The sequence below is a fragment of the Bradyrhizobium sp. CCBAU 51627 genome (genome assembly GCF_028128765.1).
Lineage (GTDB): Bacteria > Pseudomonadota > Alphaproteobacteria > Rhizobiales > Xanthobacteraceae > Bradyrhizobium.
In genome coordinates this window covers 77,544-94,408 of the sequence record NZ_LBJG01000024.1, presented here as the reverse complement: position 1 = coordinate 94,408, position 16,865 = coordinate 77,544, and the positions used below count along the sequence as shown (strand labels likewise).

Sequence of the window (16,865 nt, the reverse complement as noted above, 5' to 3'; positions counted from 1 at the left end):
CACCGGCCTACTTCATCTTTCCCGCCAGCTTCTTCATCGCCGCCTTGATCGAAGCGGCCGCATCGTCATAGCCATCCCAAGCCTTCGACCGCGGTAGCAAACCGGGCACCGTGCGCAGGGTGTATCGCTTCGGATCGAGATCGCTCTTCACCTGCGCCCAGGTCAGCGGCATCGACACCGTGGCGCCGGCGCGTGCACGCGGCGACAATGGGGCCACCGCCGTCGACATGCGGTCGTTGCGCAGATAATCGAGGAAGATCTTTCCCTTGCGCTGCTTCTTCGACATGTTGAGCAGATAGCGCTCGGGATCGTCATCCGCCATCCACTGGCAGACGCCTTGCGCGAATGCCTTGGCCTCCTTCCAGTCCACCTTGTCGCGCGCGCCGTGAAGCAGCGGCACCACGACGTGGAGGCCCTTGCCGCCGGTGGTCTTGCAGAAGCTTTCCATGCCGAGACCGGTCAGACGCTGCCGCATCTCCTTCGCCGCCTGCACGACCGCGGCGAAGTCGATATCGGGCGCCGGATCGAGATCAAACACCAGCCGCCCCGGCGTGTCGTAGGCATTGGGGGCGCAGTTCCAGGGGTGCAACTCGACCCCGCCGATCTGCGCAACGGCAGCGAGCCCCTCGATCCGGTCGATCTGCAGGTAAGGCTTGCGGTCGCCGGAGACTCTTGCGAGTTCGAGCAGGTTCGACGTGCCCTGCATGGCATGCCGCTGGAAGAAGCATTCGCCCTTGATGCCGTCGGGGGCGCGGATCAACGAGCATGGCCGGCCCTTCAGGTGGACAATCATCCATTCACCGACGGCTTCGAAATAGCGCGCGAGATCCAGCTTGGTCACCGGATGGCCCTCACCGTCGTCGGGCCAAAGCTCCTTGTCCGGCTTGGAGATGACAACACCCATCACCTCCGCGGTGCCGCCTGCCTGCTTCGCGGACCGAACGGATTTCGCATTTGCCCGGGATTTCGCCCGCCCCCTGGTCGAGGGCTCGGCGAGCTCGGTATCGACGGGCGTCTCGGCCTCGACCTCCTCAGCCGGCTTGTCCTGACGCAGGCCCTTGAACGCGGCCTGGCGGATATTGCCCTCGGCTGTGAAGCCGGCGAATTCGATCTCGGCCACGAGCTCGGGCTTCAGCCAGTGCACCTCGCGGGTCTTCTTCGGCGCATTCTTGCCGCCGAAGGGGCTCTCCTTGGCTTCCATGGCTTTCAGCGACGGCATGATCCGCTTGATCTTGTCGGCGCCAAAGCCGGTCCCGACCATGCCGACGAAGGCGAGATGGTCGCCGCGATGCACGCCGGCCATCAAGGAGCGGAATTTGCCATTGGTGGTTTTGTAGCCGCCGATCACGACCTCATGGCCGGCGCGGCATTTCGACTTGGTCCAGCTCTCCGTTCGTCCCGAGCGATAAGGTGCATCGAGCTTCTTCGACACCACGCCTTCGAGCTCGAGCTTGCAGGCCGATTGCAGCACCGCCTCGCCGCCGCTCTCGAAATGCTCGACATAGCGGATCTGCGCCGATTTCCGCTTGCGCGCCTCCAGCAAATCCTTGAGCCGTGCCTTGCGCTCGCCGAGCGGCAGACGGCGGTAGTCCTGTCCCTCGGCAAACAGCAGGTCGAAGGCAAAGAAGATGAGGCTTTCGGTCTTGCCGTCCGACAGCGCGGCCTGAAGCGAGGAGAAATTCGGCGCGCCGTTGTGGTCGAGCGCAACGATCTCGCCGTCGATCATCACGTCCGGCAGTGCGCCGGCCTCCTTCGCGATGCCCGCAAACTTGTCGGTCCAATCGAGGCCCTTGCGCGTCTTCAGCGTCGCCTCGCCGTCCTCGACCCGGAGTTGGACGCGATAACCGTCGAACTTGATCTCGTGGCACCAGCCTTCGCCGGCGGGTGGCCGTTCGACCGGGGTGCAGAGCTGCGGCGCGACGAAATCCGGCATCGCCGAGACCTTCCCGGCGTTCGTGGCCGTCGTCGTCTTCTTTCCCGCCTTTCGAACCTTCAAGGCCGTGCGCGGCGCAGGCTGCAAGGTCCTGCCTTTGGTCTCCTCCGTGCGATTGGACTGCCAGACGGCATTGGCTTTGCCCGCCCCCTTCGGCAGCATGAACGGCTTGGGCGCGCGCCCCTTGCCTTCGGCGATCTGCTCCATCGCTCGGCCGGAAGCGACGGATTTGTCTTCCTCCAGAATATCGTTATCCGCACCCTCGCGAACATATTCGTCGCGGTGCTTGATCAAGAGCCAATTGGTGCGCTTCTCGCCGCCGCGGTTGCGCATACGCACCAGCACCCAGCTGCCATGCAACTTGTCGCCGTGAAGGGTGAATTTGAGGTCGCCCTTCTTGAAACCGGCCTCCGGATCCTCCGCTTCCCACGTGCCGCGGTCCCACAGCATCACTGTGCCGCCACCATATTGGCCTTCCGGAATGGTGCCTTCGAAATCGCCGTAGTCGAGCGGGTGATCCTCGACCTCGACCGCCAGCCGCTTGTCGTGCGGATCGAGCGAGGGCCCTTTCGTCACGGCCCAGGACTTGAACACGCCGTCGAATTCGAGCCTGAGATCGTAATGCAGCCGGGTCGCATCATGCTTCTGGATCACGAAGCGACGCTGCTTCGAGGGCGCCACGGCGGTCCTGCCCGACGGTTCGGGCGTCTTCTCGAAATCACGCTTCTTGCGGTAGGTGGATAGTTTTTGCAGCACGACCGGTCCCGCTTCTCTTTCGGCATTCAGCCTATCACGGCCAAAGTCCCGCCCGGAACCAAAACCCGATCGCGCGGTTGGGGTTCCAAAACGCCTTGAAATCGCTGGAGAATGGAATGGCCCCGCACGCCTATTGGAAAGGAACGTTGAAACTGTCGCTGGTCAGTTGCCCGGTCGTGCTCTATCCGGCGACCACCGCCGCCGAGAAGACGCGGTTTCACCTGATCAACCGCGAGACGGGGAACCGGCTCAAGCAGCAGATGATCGATTCGGAAACCGGCGAGGTGGTCGAGAGCGAACAGAAGGGTCGCGGCTACGAGCTGCGCAAGGGCAAATATGTCGCGATCGAGCCGGAGGAGCTCGAGGCGGTGCAGATCGAGAGCAATCATACCATCGACATCGAGAGCTTCGTGCCGAGCGAAGAGATCGACCAGCGCTATCTCAACCACCCCTACTACATCGCACCCGACGGCAAGGCCGCCGTCGACGCCTTCGCGGTGATCCGCGACGCCATGAAGGATCAGGACCGCGTGGCGCTCGCAAAAATCGTGCTCACCAATCGCGAGCACATCATCGCGATCGAGCCGCTCGGCAAGGGCCTGCTCGGCACCACTTTGCGCTTTCCTTACGAGCTGCGCGACGAGGACCAGTTCTTCGACGACATCAAGAGCCCGAAGATCACCAGGGACATGGTCGATCTCGCCGGCCATATCCTGCACACCAAGGCGGCGCATTTCGATCCGAGCAAGTTCAAGGACGAGTACGAGACCGCGCTGAAGGCCCTGGTGAAACGCAAGGCAAGCGGCAGGACCATCGAGCTTCCCGAACCGGAGGAGCGGCCGAGCAACGTCGTCAGCCTGATGGATGCGCTGAAGCAGAGCCTGAAGGGCCGCGGCGGAAAGAAGACCGCGGCGAAGTCCCACGCAAGAAGGGCGACGGGACGGCGGCAAGCTGCGAGGAAGACCCACCGCTCGACGGCACGGCACCGGAAGGCGGGCTGAGGAGGCTGCCCGCCTAGTCCTCGACATCGTGGGGTGGGCACAGCGAGGCGTGCCACGTATCGTTTCCGATCGAGAGAGTTGGTGGGCACGGCGCTTTGCACCTTTGCCCCCCTACAGGTCTGGAATCAATCCCCCGCCTTGAGCCGATACCCGATCCCTGTCTCGGTCAACACATATTGCGGCCGCTCCGGATCGGTTTCGATCTTCTGGCGCAGTTGGCGAACATAGACGCGTAAGTATTGCGCGTCGGTCAGCTCGTCCCAGAGCTCCTTGAGCAGGAATCTGTGGGTCAGCACCTTGCCGGCGTGCTGCACCAGCACGCGCAGCAGGTCGTACTCCTTCGGCGACAGCCTGATCTCGCGCTCGCCGAGCTTGACGATGCGGCGCACGAGATCGACCGAGAGATCGCCGCTGCGGAATACCGGGCGCTCGCCTTGCACCTGGAGCTGATGGCGCAGCGCGGCGCGCAAGCGCGCCAGCAGCTCGTCCATGCCGAATGGCTTGGTCAGATAATCATCGGCGCCGAGATCGAGCGCCTGCACCTTGCCGGCCTCGTCACCACGGCTCGACAGCACCACGATCGGTACGCTCTCATTGCGGGCGCGGATGGTGCGCAGCAGCTCGTGCCCCTGGATGTCGGGCAGGCCGAGATCGAGGATAATCAGCGCCGGCTGCTCCGTGAGCTTCTCCAGCGCGCCTCTGCCGTTCGACGCTTCCAGGATCTCGTAGCCCTGCGTCGACAGCCCCATCCGTAGCAATTTGCGGATCGGCGGCTCGTCGTCGATGACCAGGACCTTGATCGGGGCGGCGCTCATGCGGCGGTATCCAATGCGTGGGTCTGCGCCGGAACAGGCAGGCGGATGGTGAGGATCGCGCCGCTTCGGTCACTCCGATTGGCAGCTGAGATCGTTCCGCCCATCGCCTCGACGAAGCCGCGGGAAATGGCGAGCCCAAGTCCTGTGCCGGGACGGACGTGATCGCCCTTCTGCACACGATAGAACTTGTCGAACACGCTCTCGAGCTCGTCCGGCGGAATGCCATCGCCTTCGTCGGCGACCTCCAGGAGCACCTGGTCACGTTCGCGCCGGCTCCTGATGGCGATCGTCGTGTCGGGCGCCGAATATTTCGCGGCATTGTCGAGCAGGTTGAAGAGCGCTTGCTCGAACAGCACGGCATCGAGCTCGAGCATCGGCAGATCGGCGGCCAGGAGCAGTTCCACCCTGTGTGCGGTCAGGATCTTGGAGGCCCGCCGCAGCGCGCTGCCGACGATCTCGCCGAGATCGTGCAGAGCGGTGTTGGGCACGATCGCCCCGGACTCGAGCTTGGTCATGTCGAGCAGATTGGCGATGAAGCGATTGAGCCGCTCGGACTCGTCGATCACGGTGGCGAGCAGGTCCCGCTTCTCGGTGTCGGACAGCGCGCTGGCGAGATCGCGCAGGGTCGAGGCCGCGCCCAGCACCGAGGCGAGCGGCGTCTTCAGGTCGTGCGAGATCGAGGTCAACAGCGCGGAACGCAGCCGCTCGGATTCGACGGTGCGCTTGACGCGGTCCATGTCCTCGACCAGCAGCACGCGCTCGATCGCGAGCGCGCCCTGGTCGACCAGCGCGTCCAGCAGCCGGCGCTGGTCCGGCGTCAGCAGCGGGCCGGTGCGATCGTTGTCGATGCCGATCACCCCGATCGGCCCGCGCCCGGTGCGCATCGGCAGGAACAGCCGCTTTGCGCCCGGCAGCGTATCCGCACCGCGGCCGGCGGAGCGATCATTGCTCCAGGCCCAGTTCGCGGCGGCAAGGTCGGCCTGGTCGAGCTGGTCCTCCGGCGGATAGCCGGACTTCACCGTCAAAAGCCCGTCCTCCGGCAGCAACAGCACCACGCGGACCTTCAGCATCAACGCGATCTGATAGGCCGTCGCCCACAGCACGTCGTCCAGCGTCGCGGTGCCGGCGAGCTTGCGGCTGAACGCATGGAGTTGCTCGGTCATCCTGATCCGGCCGGTCGCGGTGTCGGCCTGGGTGCGCACGCGCGCTGCGACATTGGAGACGAGCATCGCCACCACCGTGAACAGGATGAAGGCGGCGACGTTGGTCGGATCGGTGATCGTGAAGGTGTAGATCGGCGGGATGAAGAAGAAATTGTAGCAGAGCGACGCCGCCACCGTCGCCAGCAGGGACGGCCACAGGCCGTACCGGACGGCAACCGCCACCACCGAAGTCAGCAGCACGAGATCGACATTCTCGATGCCAAAATGGGGCTGGATCAGCTCTGCGGCGCCGAGACCGATCAGCACAATCCCGAGCGCCTTCAAGTAAGGCAGCGGATCGAACGGCTCGGACCGCACTGCGGTTTGCACCGCGCTCCTGGCCGCGGCCTCGTCAGGCAGCTCGTTGCCGGCGATGACATGGACCGTGATGTTGCCGGCGCGGCGCACCAGGTCGTGCACGACCGAGCCGCGCGTCATCTCGAACCAGCGCGAGCGGGTCGACTTGCCGATCACGATCTGGGTGACGTTGTTACCTTGCGCAAAATTGATGACGTCGTCGGCGATGCGGCGGCCGACCGCCGGAATGGTCAGCGCCTCCCCGCCGAGCGATTCGGCGAGCCGCAGCGTATCGGCGAGCCGGTCGCGCTCCTTGTCCGAGAGCTGGAGAGAGCGCCGCGTCTCGATCGAGAGCGCGGTGAACGGCGCATGCAGCCGGTCGGCCAGCCGCTTCGTGTATCGCACCAGCCCCGCCGCGCGCGGATCCTCGCTGACACAGACGAGGATGCGCTCGCCCGCGGCCCAGGGACCGGCGATGGCGTTGGCCTGCATATGGGTGAGCAGCTGCTCGTCGACCCGTTCCGCCGTGCGCCGCAGCGCAAGCTCGCGCAGCGCGGTCAGATTGCCGGGCGAGAAATAATGCTCCAGCGCCCGCTCGGCCTGTTTGGGGACGTAGACCTTGCCCTCGCGCAGGCGCTGGATCAGATCGTCGGGCGTGAGATCGATCAGCTCGATCGCATCGGCGCGGTCGAAGATCGAATCCGGCACGGTCTCGCGCACCCGGACATGGGTGATCTGGGCGACGACGTCGTTCAAGCTCTCGATGTGCTGGATGTTGACGGCGGTGTAGACGTCGATGCCGTGGGACAGCAGCTCCTCGACATCGAGATAGCGTTTGGGGTGGCGGCTGCCGGCAGCGTTGGTGTGAGCGAGTTCGTCGACAAGTGCAATCTGCGGCCGTCGGGCGATGACGGCATCGAGGTCCATTTCCTCGACGATCTGGCCGCGGTAATCGAGCCGCTTGCGCGGGACGACCTCGAGCCCTCTCACCAGCGCCTCGGTCTCGGCGCGACCATGGGTCTCGACGAAGCCGACCACGACGTCGACGCCGGCCTTGCGCCTGGCATGGGCGCTTTGCAGCATCTCGTAGGTCTTGCCGACGCCGGGGGCGGCGCCGACGAAAATCTTCAGCTTGCCGCTCGCGCTCTCCTCCCGGCGCGCAGCCTGCAGCAGCGCCTCCGGCGACGGACGTTGTTCGGGATCGCGGCGCTGCTGAACCATTAGTTCAGTATAATCATCCCGGCATTCTCAGCCTAGAGCGCTACTTCGCGGATGCTCGATCCAGCGCGAGGTTCAGCGCAAGAACGTTAACCCTGGGTTCGCCGAGCAGGCCGAGCAGACGGCCTTCCGTGTTGGCGGCGACGAGCTGCTTCAGCGCATCCTCGGACATATTCCGGACCTTGGCCACGCGCGGCACCTGGAATTGCGCCGCCTCCGGAGAGATGTCGGGGTCGAGACCGCTTGCCGAAGTCGTGACCAGATCGACGGGCACGGCGGCGTTCGGGTTCTCGGCCTTCAGCTTGTCCACGTCCTCCTTCAGCCGATCGGCCAGCGCCTTGCTGGTCGGGCCGAGATTGGAGCCGCCCGAATTGGCGGCGTTGTAAGGCGCGGGGACCGTCTTGGTCGAATCATTGGGGTCCGGCGCCAGCGTCGCCGAGGGGCGGCCGTGGAAATATCTGTCGGCCCTAAACTCCTGTCCGATCAGGGTGGAGCCGATCACCTTGCCGTCCTTCTCGATCAGGCTGCCTTGTGCCTTGGCGGGGAAGATCGCGCCGGCGATGCCGGTCATGGCGAGCGGATAGGCCAGGCCCGTGATGGTGGTGAGCGCCAGCAGCAGGACGATGGCGGGGCGGATTTCTCTGAGCATGTGGTTCTCCAATTTCTTCCGTCATTGCGAGGAGCGAAGCGACGAAGCAATCCAGGCTGCCAATCGTCGAAACATTTCTGGATTGCTTCGCTTCGCTCGCAACGACATGGGTTATGCCAGGTGCAAGGCAACGACGACGAGGTCGATCGCCTTGATGCCGATGAAGGGAATGACGATGCCCCCTAAGCCGTAGATCAAGAGGTTACGGCGAAGCAGCGCGCCGGCACCGACCGCACGATAAGCAACGCCCTTCAGCGCCAGCGGGATCAGGCCGATGATGATGAGCGCGTTGAAGATGATCGCCGACAGGATGGCGCTCTGCGGGCTCGACAGGTTCATGACGTTGAGCACGTTGAGCTGGGGGTAGAACGCCAGGAACATCGCCGGGATGATCGCGAAATACTTGGCGACGTCGTTGGCGATCGAGAAGGTCGTCAGCGCACCGCGCGTCATCAACAGCTGCTTGCCGATCTCGACCACCTCGATCAGCTTGGTCGGGTTGGAATCGAGGTCGACCATGTTGCCTGCCTCGCGGGCGGCCTGGGTGCCGGTGTTCATGGCGACGCCGACATCGGCCTGCGCGAGCGCCGGCGCGTCGTTGGTGCCGTCGCCGCACATGGCGACCAGCTTGCCCTTGGCCTGCTCGTCGCGGATCAGCTTGAGCTTGTCCTCGGGCGTTGCCTGCGCCAGGAAGTCGTCCACGCCGGCCTCCGCAGCAATCGCAGCGGCCGTCATCGGGTTATCACCGGTGATCATGATGGTGCGGATGCCCATGCGGCGCAGCTCGGCGAAGCGCTCGCGGATGCCGCCCTTGACGATGTCCTTGAGCTGGACGATCCCGAGCAATCTGCCATCCTTGGCGACGGCCAGCGGCGTGCCGCCGGACTTCGACACGTCATCGGCAATGGCCTGGATCTCACGGCCGAGTTCGGAAAGAGCGGCAGGCTGCATCGCCCGCGCCGTGTTGCCGGACGCAACCGCAGTCGGCGCGCCGCCGCCGAGATAATTGAGCATGGCATCAACCGCGCCCTTGCGCACCGACGAGCCGCCGGCATCGACGCCGCTCATGCGGGTCTGGGCGCTGAACGGGATGAAGGTCGCGCCAAGCTCGGCCATGTCGCGGCCACGGATGCCGTACTTCTCCTTCGCCAGCACGACGATCGAGCGGCCTTCCGGCGTCTCGTCGGCGAGCGAGGCCAGCTGGGCCGCGTCCGCCAGCTCCTGCTCGGTCACGCCGCGCACGGGGCGGAAGGCGGTCGCCTGGCGGTTGCCGAGGGTGATGGTGCCGGTCTTGTCGAGCAGCAGCGTGTCGACGTCGCCGGCGGCCTCGACCGCGCGGCCGGACATCGCCAGCACGTTGAAGCGCACCAGACGATCCATGCCGGCGATACCGATCGCCGAGAGCAGCGCGCCGATCGTGGTCGGGATCAGCGTCACGAACAGCGCGACCAGCACGATCACCGAGATCGAGCCACCGGCATAGGCCGCGTAGCTCGGAATGGTGACGGTCGCGAACACGAAGATGATGGTGAGGCCGGCCAGCAGGATGTTGAGCGCAATCTCGTTCGGCGTCTTGGCCCGTTCAGCGCCCTCGACCAGCCTGATCATTCGGTCGATGAAGGTCGAGCCCTGCGCGGCTGTGATGCGGACGCGGATCCAGTCGGACAGCACCTGGGTGCCGCCCGTCACCGCCGAGCGGTCGCCACCGGATTCGCGGATCACAGGAGCGGATTCGCCGGTAATCGCAGCTTCGTTGACGGAGGCGACGCCCTCGATCACCTCGCCGTCGGATGGGATGATGTCGCCGGCCTCGACCAGCACGATGTCGCCGACCTTCAGGCTCGTGCCCGGCACCAGTTTAAAGTCCTGACCGGCGCCGGTCAGGAGCTTGGCCTGGCTCTCGGTGCGAGTCTTGCGCAGGGACTCAGCCTGGGCCTTGCCGCGCCCCTCGGCGACCGCCTCGGCGAAATTGGCGAACAGCACTGTGAACCAGAGCCAGACGATGATCTGGAAGGTGAAGCCGAGATTGGCGCCGCCCGTGACGAGATCACGCAGGAAGATCGCCGTGGTGAGCGCAGCCACGACCTCGACCATGAACATGACCGGGTTCTTCACCATCAGCCGCGGATCGAGCTTGGCGAAGGAGGCGCGGATCGCGGGCAGCACGATTCTCGGATCGAGCATCGCCGACATCGGCGCACGCTTTTGCAGTTTCATCGTATCCATGGAGGTCGCTCCAGACAATCAGAAGAGGTTGCCGGCGTTCATCGCCAGATGCTCGACGATCGGGCCGAGCGCGAGTGCCGGGAAGAAGGTCAGGCCGCCCATGATCAGGATGACGCCGACGACGAGGCCGACGAACAGGCCCCCGGTGGTCGGGAACGTGCCCATCGACGGCGGAATCGATTTCTTCTCCGCAAGCGACCCTGCGATCGCCATGGCCGGCACGATCATCAGGAAGCGGCCGACGAACATCGCGCAGGCACCGGTCAGGTTATAGAACAGAGTGTTGCCGGAGAGGCCGGCGAAGGCTGAACCGTTGTTGCCGGTTTGCGACGAATAGGCGTACAGCACCTCGGTGAAGCCGTGCGGGCCGGCATTATTCATGGAGGCCACTGCAGGCGGCAGTACAACGCCGACCGCGGTCCAGCCCAGGATCATCAGCGGCAGGATCAGGATTGCGAGCATCGCCATCTTGACCTCGCGCGCCTCGATCTTCTTGCCGACATATTCGGGGGTACGGCCGACCATCAGGCCTGCGACGAAGATCGCCAGGATGACGAACAGCAGCATGCCGTACATGCCGGCGCCGACGCCGCCGACAATGATCTCGCCGAGCTCGATGTTGATCAGCGGGATCATTCCGCCGAGCGCGGTGAAGCTGTCATGCATGGCATTGACCGCACCGCAGGACGCCGCCGTGGTGATCACGGCGAACAGCGAGGAGGCAACGATGCCGAAGCGGACTTCCTTGCCCTCCATATTGCCGCCGGCAAGCCCAAGCGCCTGTAGCGTCGAGGTGCCATTGGCTTCCGCCCAATAGGTGATGGCGACACCGGCGACGAACAGCACGCCCATCACCGCCAGGATCGCCCAGCCCTGCCGCTGGTTGCCGACCATGCGACCGAACACGTTGGTCAGCGCCGCGCCCAGCACGAAGATCGACAGCATCTGCACGAAATTCGACAGCGCGGTCGGATTCTCGAACGGGTGCGCGGCGTTGGCGTTGAAGAAGCCGCCACCATTGGTGCCCAGCATCTTGATCGCGACCTGCGAGGCGACCGGGCCGACCGCAATGGTCTGCTTGGCGCCTTCGAGCGTGGTCGCCTCGACGTAATCGCCGAGCATCTGCGGCATGCCCTGCCAGACCAGGAACAGCGTGTAGACGACGCAGATCGGCAGTAGCACGTAGAGCGTGCAGCGCGTGACATCGACCCAGAAATTGCCGACCGTCCGCATCGAGGCGCGCGAGAAGCCGCGGATCAGCGCCACGGCCAGCGCGATGCCGGTCGCGGCCGACAGGAAGTTCTGGTGCGTCAGGCCGACCATCTGCACCAGGTAGGACAGCGTGCTCTCGCCGCCGTAGTTCTGCCAGTTGGTGTTGGTGATGAAGGAGACGGCGGTGTTGAAGGACAGATCCTCGGCGACCGCCGCCTGCCCGGCCGGATTGAAGGGCAGCACGGCCTGCAAGCGCATCACACCGTAGATGACCAGGAAGCCGCCGACATGGAACAGCAGCATGGCGACCGTATAGGTGAGCCAATGCTGCTCGCGCTTCTCGTCGACGCCGGAGATCCAGTAAATGCCGGCCTCGATCGGGCGCAGCACCGGCGAAAGGAATGTCCTCTCGCCGTTGAACACGCGCGTCATATACCAGCCGAGCGGTTTTGTCAGCGCGACGATGATCGCACAATAGAGAACGATCTGGAGCCAACCGATCATGGTCATGGAATCAACCCTTCAGGCTTGGTGCGCGGCGCAACAGCGGCAGCAGCACCACGAGCAGGCAGCCGACCAGCGCAACGTCCGCCAGCAGCAATTCGACAAGCAGCAGCACGGCTCAGAACCGTTCCGGCCGCAGCAGCGCATAGGTGAGATAGATCAGGAGGCCGAACGAGACGGCGCCGGCGAGCGCATAATCGAAGATCATGATCCGTTCCATTACAGCCGTTCGCAGACGTAGGTGTAGCCGATCGCAAGGGCAAAGAAGCCGAAGCCCAGCGCCAGCATCAGAATGTCCATCATGGAGATGCTCCTCGTTGCACCCCATGGCGGGAGCAACACGTTCTCGAGAGAGCCGGCGGAGCCTGCGGAAGGACGCGAAGCGCATTCGGTAAGGGATCAGCCGGACTTTTGACCGCGCTGAAGTGCCATCCCGGGCATAGGTTTTCGAGACGAGGGCTATGGCGAAGTTATAGGAATCTCATAAAGGCTGGCCACGATGCTCCGTCAGTTCGCAGCCGTCGGCCCGGCCTAGCGCGCAATTGCGCGCGGGGGGCCGGCACGACGACGGAGCATGATGTTCCAGACTGCATAACTCACGCACGGCGCCCCGCCTTTATGAGATTCCTATATCTCCCGTCCCCTTCCCTTCTCGTTTTCAAATGCCATTCCCGCCACCCTGAGAAGGCCGGCCGACTGACCGACGTCCATTCCAGGAGGCTGAATGTCCGCCACGCTTCCACATTACGATCCCTCCTCGCTCAGCGATCGCCTGCGCAATGCGCAAGCCATGACCCGGCCCTTGATGCTCGAGATCATCGACAAGGCCTGCCGCCGCTTTCCTTCTCTCGGGCAGACCGAGCGCACCGCGCGCCTCATGCGCCTGATCGACGTGGAGGCGTGGGCTGACGCCGCGATGGCGCTGATGGAACTGGAATTGCCGTTGTGGCACGTTCGCCGCATGGCCTATGACGAAGGCGAATGGCATTGCGCGCTGTCGCGCGAACGCGAGCTGCCGGATTGGCTGGACACCGCGACCGAAGGCTGCCACGGTGATCTCGCGATTGCGCTGCTTTCGGCGTTCGTGGAAGTCCAGGTGCGGGCCGTGGAAACGACGCGGCCGAGCGTTCCCAACGTGCGCCCCGCTGCGGTTTCGCTCTACGAGCCGGCGTCTTGCGAGAATTTCAGCTGAGCGAATGCAAAGCTATGGTGTTCCAATCCGGCAGCCCCGCCTAGCATGAAACCCTTCAGAGGACAGTTCGAGCACGCGGTCACCACGGCCATCCTGACCATGACATTGAGCCTGGTCTGGGGCAGCATCCTGACGATCGTGATCACGCTCGCGGCGCGCGGGCTCGGCGTCTAGAACCTTCACCTCGCCACTTCACGCGATCGACCGCGAATTGATCATGGCTGCCTACGCGGCGAGCAACCGGGGACGAACGACGGTCGCACCGGCCCCGGCCCGGCCACCCCGCTGCTTGCGGAAAACGCCTGGCCGATCTGGCGCAGTTTCGCGGAACCGTGTTAGATCGCTCGCATGAGCACAAGCAGCGTCAACGTCGTCGCCCACCCCCTGGTCCAGCACAAGCTTTCCCTGATGCGGGAGAAGGACCGCTCGACCAAGAGCTTTCGCGAGATCCTGAACGAGGTCGGGATGCTGCTCGGCTACGAGGTGACGCGCGATCTGCCGCTGGAGCTGGTCGAGATCGAGACACCGATCTCGCCGATGCAGGCGCCGAAGATCGCCGGCAAGAAGCTCACGCTGGCGCCGATCCTGCGCGCCGGCGTCGGCTTCCTCGACGGCATGCTGGCGCTGATGCCCTCGGCCCGCATCGCCCATATCGGGCTCTACCGCGATCCGGAGACCTTGCAGGCCGTGGAATATTACTTCAAGGCCCCGCAGGACCTGTCCGACCGCACCGTGATCCTGATGGACCCGATGCTGGCGACCGGCAATTCGGCCTGCGCCGGCGCGTCCCTGCTGAAAGACCGCGGCGCCCGCGACATCCGCTTCGTCTGCCTGCTGGCGGCGCCGGAGGGCATCGCGCAATTCCAGAGCGAGCATCCCGACGTTCCGATCTGGACCGCCGCGATCGATGAACGGCTCAACGATCACGGCTACATCGTGCCGGGCTTGGGCGATGCCGGCGACCGGATGTTCGGCACCAAGTAGACAGGTTGGCGCGATCGGGCTACTCCGGTTGCCATGCATGCCGACGATGTTTCACTGCAATCGCTGATCGGATCGGAGGCCGCTGCCGAGCCGGCCTTCGTGTTCGATGGCATTCCCGTTTCGCGCGCGAAATTTACTGGGAAGGTCGAGCAGACCACGGCCTGGCTAGCCGCCCAAGGCATCGGCAAGGGCGACGTGGTCGCGGTCTGGCTGGTCAACCGCGTCGAGTGGATCGCGCTGCTGTTCGCCGCCGCCCGGCTTGGCGCGATCGTTGCCGCCGTCAATACACGCTACCGCAGCGCGGAGGTCGCGCACCTCCTGGCACTGTCGGGCGCCAAGCTATTGGTGGTCGAGGCGGCGTTTCGCTCGATCGATTTCGCCGCGATTCTCGCCGACATCTCGAAAGACGAGGTGCCTGCGCTGCAGACGCTGGCAGTGGTCGGCCCGAATGCGATCCCCGCGCAATGGCCTAGCGTGCGTTTCGATGCGTTCGAGAAGCCCTATCCGCCGGTCCTTGCCCAGCACGATATCGACCTGCCGGTCCTGCTCTACACTACGTCGGGCACGACCAAGGGGCCCAAGCTCGTCGCGCATTCGCAGCGAACGCTTGCGAACCACGCCAACGCCGTGGCCACGGCGCTCCAGCTCTCCCCCCAGCGCCATTCGCTGCTGGCGATGCTGCCATTCTGTGGCACCTTCGGCATGACGAGCCTGCTCGGCTTCATCGCAGCCGGTGCGACCATCCATGTGCTCGATGCCTTCGAGGCGGTGCCGGCGCTGAAGATCCTCCGCGAGGATGGGATCACGCATACCTTCGGCTCCGACGAGATGTTCCGCCGCATCCTCGCGCTCACCGACGCGCCGCGGCCATTCCCTCATCTCGAAGTCTGCGGCTTCGCCGCGTTCCAGCCCGGCTGGCGCGAACTGGCTGCGGAAGCCGAAGCGCGCGGCCTGCCGCTGTTCGGCCTCTACGGCTCGAGCGAGGTGCAGGCGTTGTTCTCGATCGGCCGTGCCAGCGATGCCCTCGCCGAGCGCATCGAGGGCGGCGGCTGGCCGATGTCACCCGGCGCGAGGGTCCGGGCACGCGACACCGAGACCGGCGAGCTTGCCGCTCCCGGCGTCGCCGGCGAGATCGAGATCAGCGCGCCATCGCGCTTCCTCGGCTATTTCAAGAACGCCGAAGCAACGCGCGAAGCGATCACTCCGGACGGCTTCTTCCGCACCGGCGATATCGGTCGGCTCCGCGGCGACGGCTCCTTTGTCTATGAGACCCGTGCGGGCGATGCCATGCGCCTCGGCGGCTTCCTGGTCGCGCCCGGCGAAATCGAGGACGAGCTCAAATCCTGTGCCGGCGTTGCCGATGCCCAGGTCGTTGCGGTCGACCTGAACGGCCAGGCCCGCTGCGTTGCCTTCGTCATCCCGGCAGGTGAACCGCCACAACAGGAGGCGCTGACCGCACGTCTGCGCGAGCGGCTCGCCGGCTATAAGGTGCCGGCACGGATCTATTTCGTGGATGCCTTCCCGGTCACCGACAGCGCCAATGGCGTCAAGATCCAGCGCGCAAAGCTCCGTGCCATCGCGATGGAGCGGATCGCGGCCGAACCCGCGTCGTCTGGTTCAGCCAGCTAGGCGGGATTGCCGCGGAGTTGCGCCGACAGAACATCCCGGTGCTCGGGCGCTGCGATTGCGATCAAGCGGCGCGCGCGCTCGGCAAGACCACAGCCGCGCAGCTCGGCAATGCCCCATTCGGTCACGATCGCATCGACATCGGCGCGAGGGGTCGTCACCGTCTCGACATGGGCGACGAGCCGGCTGCTCCCATCGGATGCCGTCGCGGGCAGCGCGATGATCGCCCGGCCGCCCTCCGACGCATTGGCTCCGCGCACGAAATCGAGCTGTCCGCCGATCGCACCGATGGCGACGCCGTTCAACGTCTCGGAATTCACGCTGCCGTCGAGGCCGACCTGAAGCGCCGAATTGATCGCGACCAGCCGTTTGATCCGCGCGAGCACGCCTTGGGCATGCGTGTAAGATGCCGGCCGCACCACGACCGCCTTGTTCTCGTGCACGAAACGATACAGCCGTTGAGTACCGATCACCTGGTTGGTGACGGTGATCCCGGCATCGATGCCCTTCTCCGCATTCGTGACCGCGCCGCGCTCGATCAGATCGACGACGGCGTCGTTGATCAGGCCGGAATGAATACCGAGATTGCGGAGGTGCGAGAGCGAGGGGAGAATCGCATCCGGAATACGGCCGACGCCGAACTGAAGCGTGCTGCCGTCGGAGATCAGGCTCGCGGCATGCGCCGCAATCCGCCGCGATATGTCGTCAAGCGGCGGTGAGGCCAATTCCACCGGCGGACGGCGGGCCGCCACGCGCATATGGATCGGCAGGTCGTCCGGCCATTCGGCCCCGAACGTAAAGGGCGCACCCGGATTGATCTCGGCAATCACGAGACGGGCGCCGCGCGCGGCATCGATGACGTAGTCGTTGGAGAGGCTGGCACTGAGCCGGCCGTCGCTGGCCTCCGCAAGCTGAACCAGCACGACATCGGCACGATGACGGCGGGAGGCGACATCGGCGCAAAACGCGCTGTAATTGCTCGGGATCACGTCAAGCCGGCCGACCCTGGCGAGCCGACGCACATGGCCGATCACGCCATAGCTCTGGAACGAGACGTTCGGCGCGCAGGATCCGGAGAACGTCTCCGAGAAGATCGGCCCGACCATCATCCGAAATGGCGGAAGATGCGCCGCCTGTCCCACCAGCGCTTCAGTCAAGGTGACCGGCTCGGCCGTTGCCTGACCGCACACGACGAGATCGTCCTCGCGGATCAGGCCGGAAAAATCGAGGCTCATGAGATCCTTGCCGAG

General features: G+C 65.0%; 13 protein-coding genes. 5 read left to right on the top strand and 8 right to left on the bottom strand.

What is annotated here, in order from left to right:
• Positions 1-7 precede the first annotated feature (7 nt).
• Positions 8-2,689 (bottom strand): DNA ligase D, encoded by a 2,682-nt coding sequence (ligD, locus tag XH88_RS15425; protein ID WP_271669155.1) that lies wholly within the window; start codon positions 2,687-2,689, stop codon positions 8-10.
• 116 nt (positions 2,690-2,805) lie between these two features.
• Between ligD and ku the strand changes: the two genes are divergently transcribed.
• A complete protein-coding gene (gene ku, locus XH88_RS15420) occupies positions 2,806-3,690 on the top strand; it encodes a non-homologous end joining protein Ku (RefSeq protein ID WP_271669154.1) in 885 nt (294 codons plus the stop codon).
• Between the two features lie 125 nt (positions 3,691-3,815).
• Here ku and XH88_RS15415 read toward each other — a convergent pair whose 3' ends face one another.
• The 6 genes from XH88_RS15415 to XH88_RS15390 all read right to left on the bottom strand — a co-directional run bounded on the left by XH88_RS15415 (position 3,816) and on the right by XH88_RS15390 (position 12,021).
• A complete protein-coding gene (locus tag XH88_RS15415) occupies positions 3,816-4,505 on the bottom strand; it encodes a response regulator (RefSeq protein ID WP_271669153.1) in 690 nt (229 codons plus the stop codon).
• Positions 4,502-7,225, bottom strand: coding sequence for a sensor histidine kinase (locus XH88_RS15410; RefSeq protein ID WP_271669152.1), 2,724 nt, complete (start codon positions 7,223-7,225; stop codon positions 4,502-4,504). Before XH88_RS15410 ends, XH88_RS15415 begins: the two co-directional genes overlap by 4 nt.
• Positions 7,226-7,265: 40 nt before the next feature.
• The gene (locus XH88_RS15405) at positions 7,266-7,871 is read right to left on the bottom strand and encodes a K(+)-transporting ATPase subunit C (RefSeq protein WP_271669151.1); all 606 of its coding nucleotides are present in this window, start codon (positions 7,869-7,871) and stop codon (positions 7,266-7,268) included.
• Between the two features lie 111 nt (positions 7,872-7,982).
• Complete coding sequence (gene kdpB / locus XH88_RS15400) at positions 7,983-10,097, bottom strand: potassium-transporting ATPase subunit KdpB (RefSeq protein WP_271669150.1); 2,115 nt, start codon at positions 10,095-10,097, stop codon at positions 7,983-7,985.
• A gap of 18 nt (positions 10,098-10,115) precedes the next feature.
• Positions 10,116-11,819 carry a potassium-transporting ATPase subunit KdpA gene (gene kdpA, locus XH88_RS15395; protein ID WP_271669149.1) on the bottom strand — a complete coding sequence of 568 codons (1,704 nt, stop codon included), beginning with the start codon at positions 11,817-11,819 and terminating at the stop codon, positions 10,116-10,118.
• 112 nt (positions 11,820-11,931) lie between these two features.
• Positions 11,932-12,021, bottom strand: a complete 90-nt coding sequence (locus XH88_RS15390; RefSeq protein WP_035698142.1) for a K(+)-transporting ATPase subunit F — start codon at positions 12,019-12,021, stop codon at positions 11,932-11,934.
• Between the two features lie 516 nt (positions 12,022-12,537).
• Here XH88_RS15390 and XH88_RS15385 point away from each other — a divergent pair.
• The 4 genes from XH88_RS15385 to XH88_RS15370 all read left to right on the top strand — a co-directional run bounded on the left by XH88_RS15385 (position 12,538) and on the right by XH88_RS15370 (position 15,618).
• Complete coding sequence (locus XH88_RS15385; RefSeq protein ID WP_271669148.1) at positions 12,538-13,005, top strand: hypothetical protein; 468 nt, start codon at positions 12,538-12,540, stop codon at positions 13,003-13,005.
• Between the two features lie 45 nt (positions 13,006-13,050).
• Positions 13,051-13,179, top strand: coding sequence for a hypothetical protein (locus XH88_RS15380; protein ID WP_271669147.1), 129 nt, complete (start codon positions 13,051-13,053; stop codon positions 13,177-13,179).
• Between the two features lie 174 nt (positions 13,180-13,353).
• On the top strand, positions 13,354-13,989 hold the full coding sequence (upp, locus tag XH88_RS15375) for a uracil phosphoribosyltransferase (RefSeq protein ID WP_128964537.1): 636 nt from the start codon (positions 13,354-13,356) through the stop codon (positions 13,987-13,989).
• A gap of 33 nt (positions 13,990-14,022) precedes the next feature.
• A complete protein-coding gene (locus XH88_RS15370) occupies positions 14,023-15,618 on the top strand; it encodes an AMP-binding protein (RefSeq protein WP_271669146.1) in 1,596 nt (531 codons plus the stop codon).
• Here XH88_RS15370 and XH88_RS15365 read toward each other — a convergent pair.
• The gene (locus XH88_RS15365) at positions 15,615-16,850 is read right to left on the bottom strand and encodes an acetyl-CoA hydrolase/transferase family protein (protein WP_271669145.1); all 1,236 of its coding nucleotides are present in this window, start codon (positions 16,848-16,850) and stop codon (positions 15,615-15,617) included. The two genes, XH88_RS15370 and XH88_RS15365, sit on opposite strands and share 4 nt — an antisense overlap.
• Between the last annotated feature and the right edge of the window lie 15 nt (positions 16,851-16,865).

Bases quoted from the DNA above. Each gene is read 5' to 3' on its own strand.
- XH88_RS15380 (WP_271669147.1), top strand. From the start codon at position 13,051: ATGAAACCCTTCAGAGGACAGTTCGAGCACGCGGTCACCACGGCCATC.
- XH88_RS15410 (WP_271669152.1), bottom strand. From the start codon at position 7,225: ATGGTTCAGCAGCGCCGCGATCCCGAACAACGTCCGTCGCCGGAGGCG.
- XH88_RS15370 (WP_271669146.1), top strand. From the start codon at position 14,023: ATGCATGCCGACGATGTTTCACTGCAATCGCTGATCGGATCGGAGGCC.
- XH88_RS15365 (WP_271669145.1), bottom strand. From the start codon at position 16,850: ATGAGCCTCGATTTTTCCGGCCTGATCCGCGAGGACGATCTCGTCGTG.
- ku (WP_271669154.1), top strand. From the start codon at position 2,806: ATGGCCCCGCACGCCTATTGGAAAGGAACGTTGAAACTGTCGCTGGTC.
- XH88_RS15385 (WP_271669148.1), top strand. From the start codon at position 12,538: ATGTCCGCCACGCTTCCACATTACGATCCCTCCTCGCTCAGCGATCGC.
- kdpA (WP_271669149.1), bottom strand. From the start codon at position 11,819: ATGACCATGATCGGTTGGCTCCAGATCGTTCTCTATTGTGCGATCATC.
- XH88_RS15405 (WP_271669151.1), bottom strand. From the start codon at position 7,871: ATGCTCAGAGAAATCCGCCCCGCCATCGTCCTGCTGCTGGCGCTCACC.
- XH88_RS15415 (WP_271669153.1), bottom strand. From the start codon at position 4,505: ATGAGCGCCGCCCCGATCAAGGTCCTGGTCATCGACGACGAGCCGCCG.
- kdpB (WP_271669150.1), bottom strand. From the start codon at position 10,097: ATGGATACGATGAAACTGCAAAAGCGTGCGCCGATGTCGGCGATGCTC.
- upp (WP_128964537.1), top strand. From the start codon at position 13,354: ATGAGCACAAGCAGCGTCAACGTCGTCGCCCACCCCCTGGTCCAGCAC.
- XH88_RS15390 (WP_035698142.1), bottom strand. From the start codon at position 12,021: ATGATCTTCGATTATGCGCTCGCCGGCGCCGTCTCGTTCGGCCTCCTG.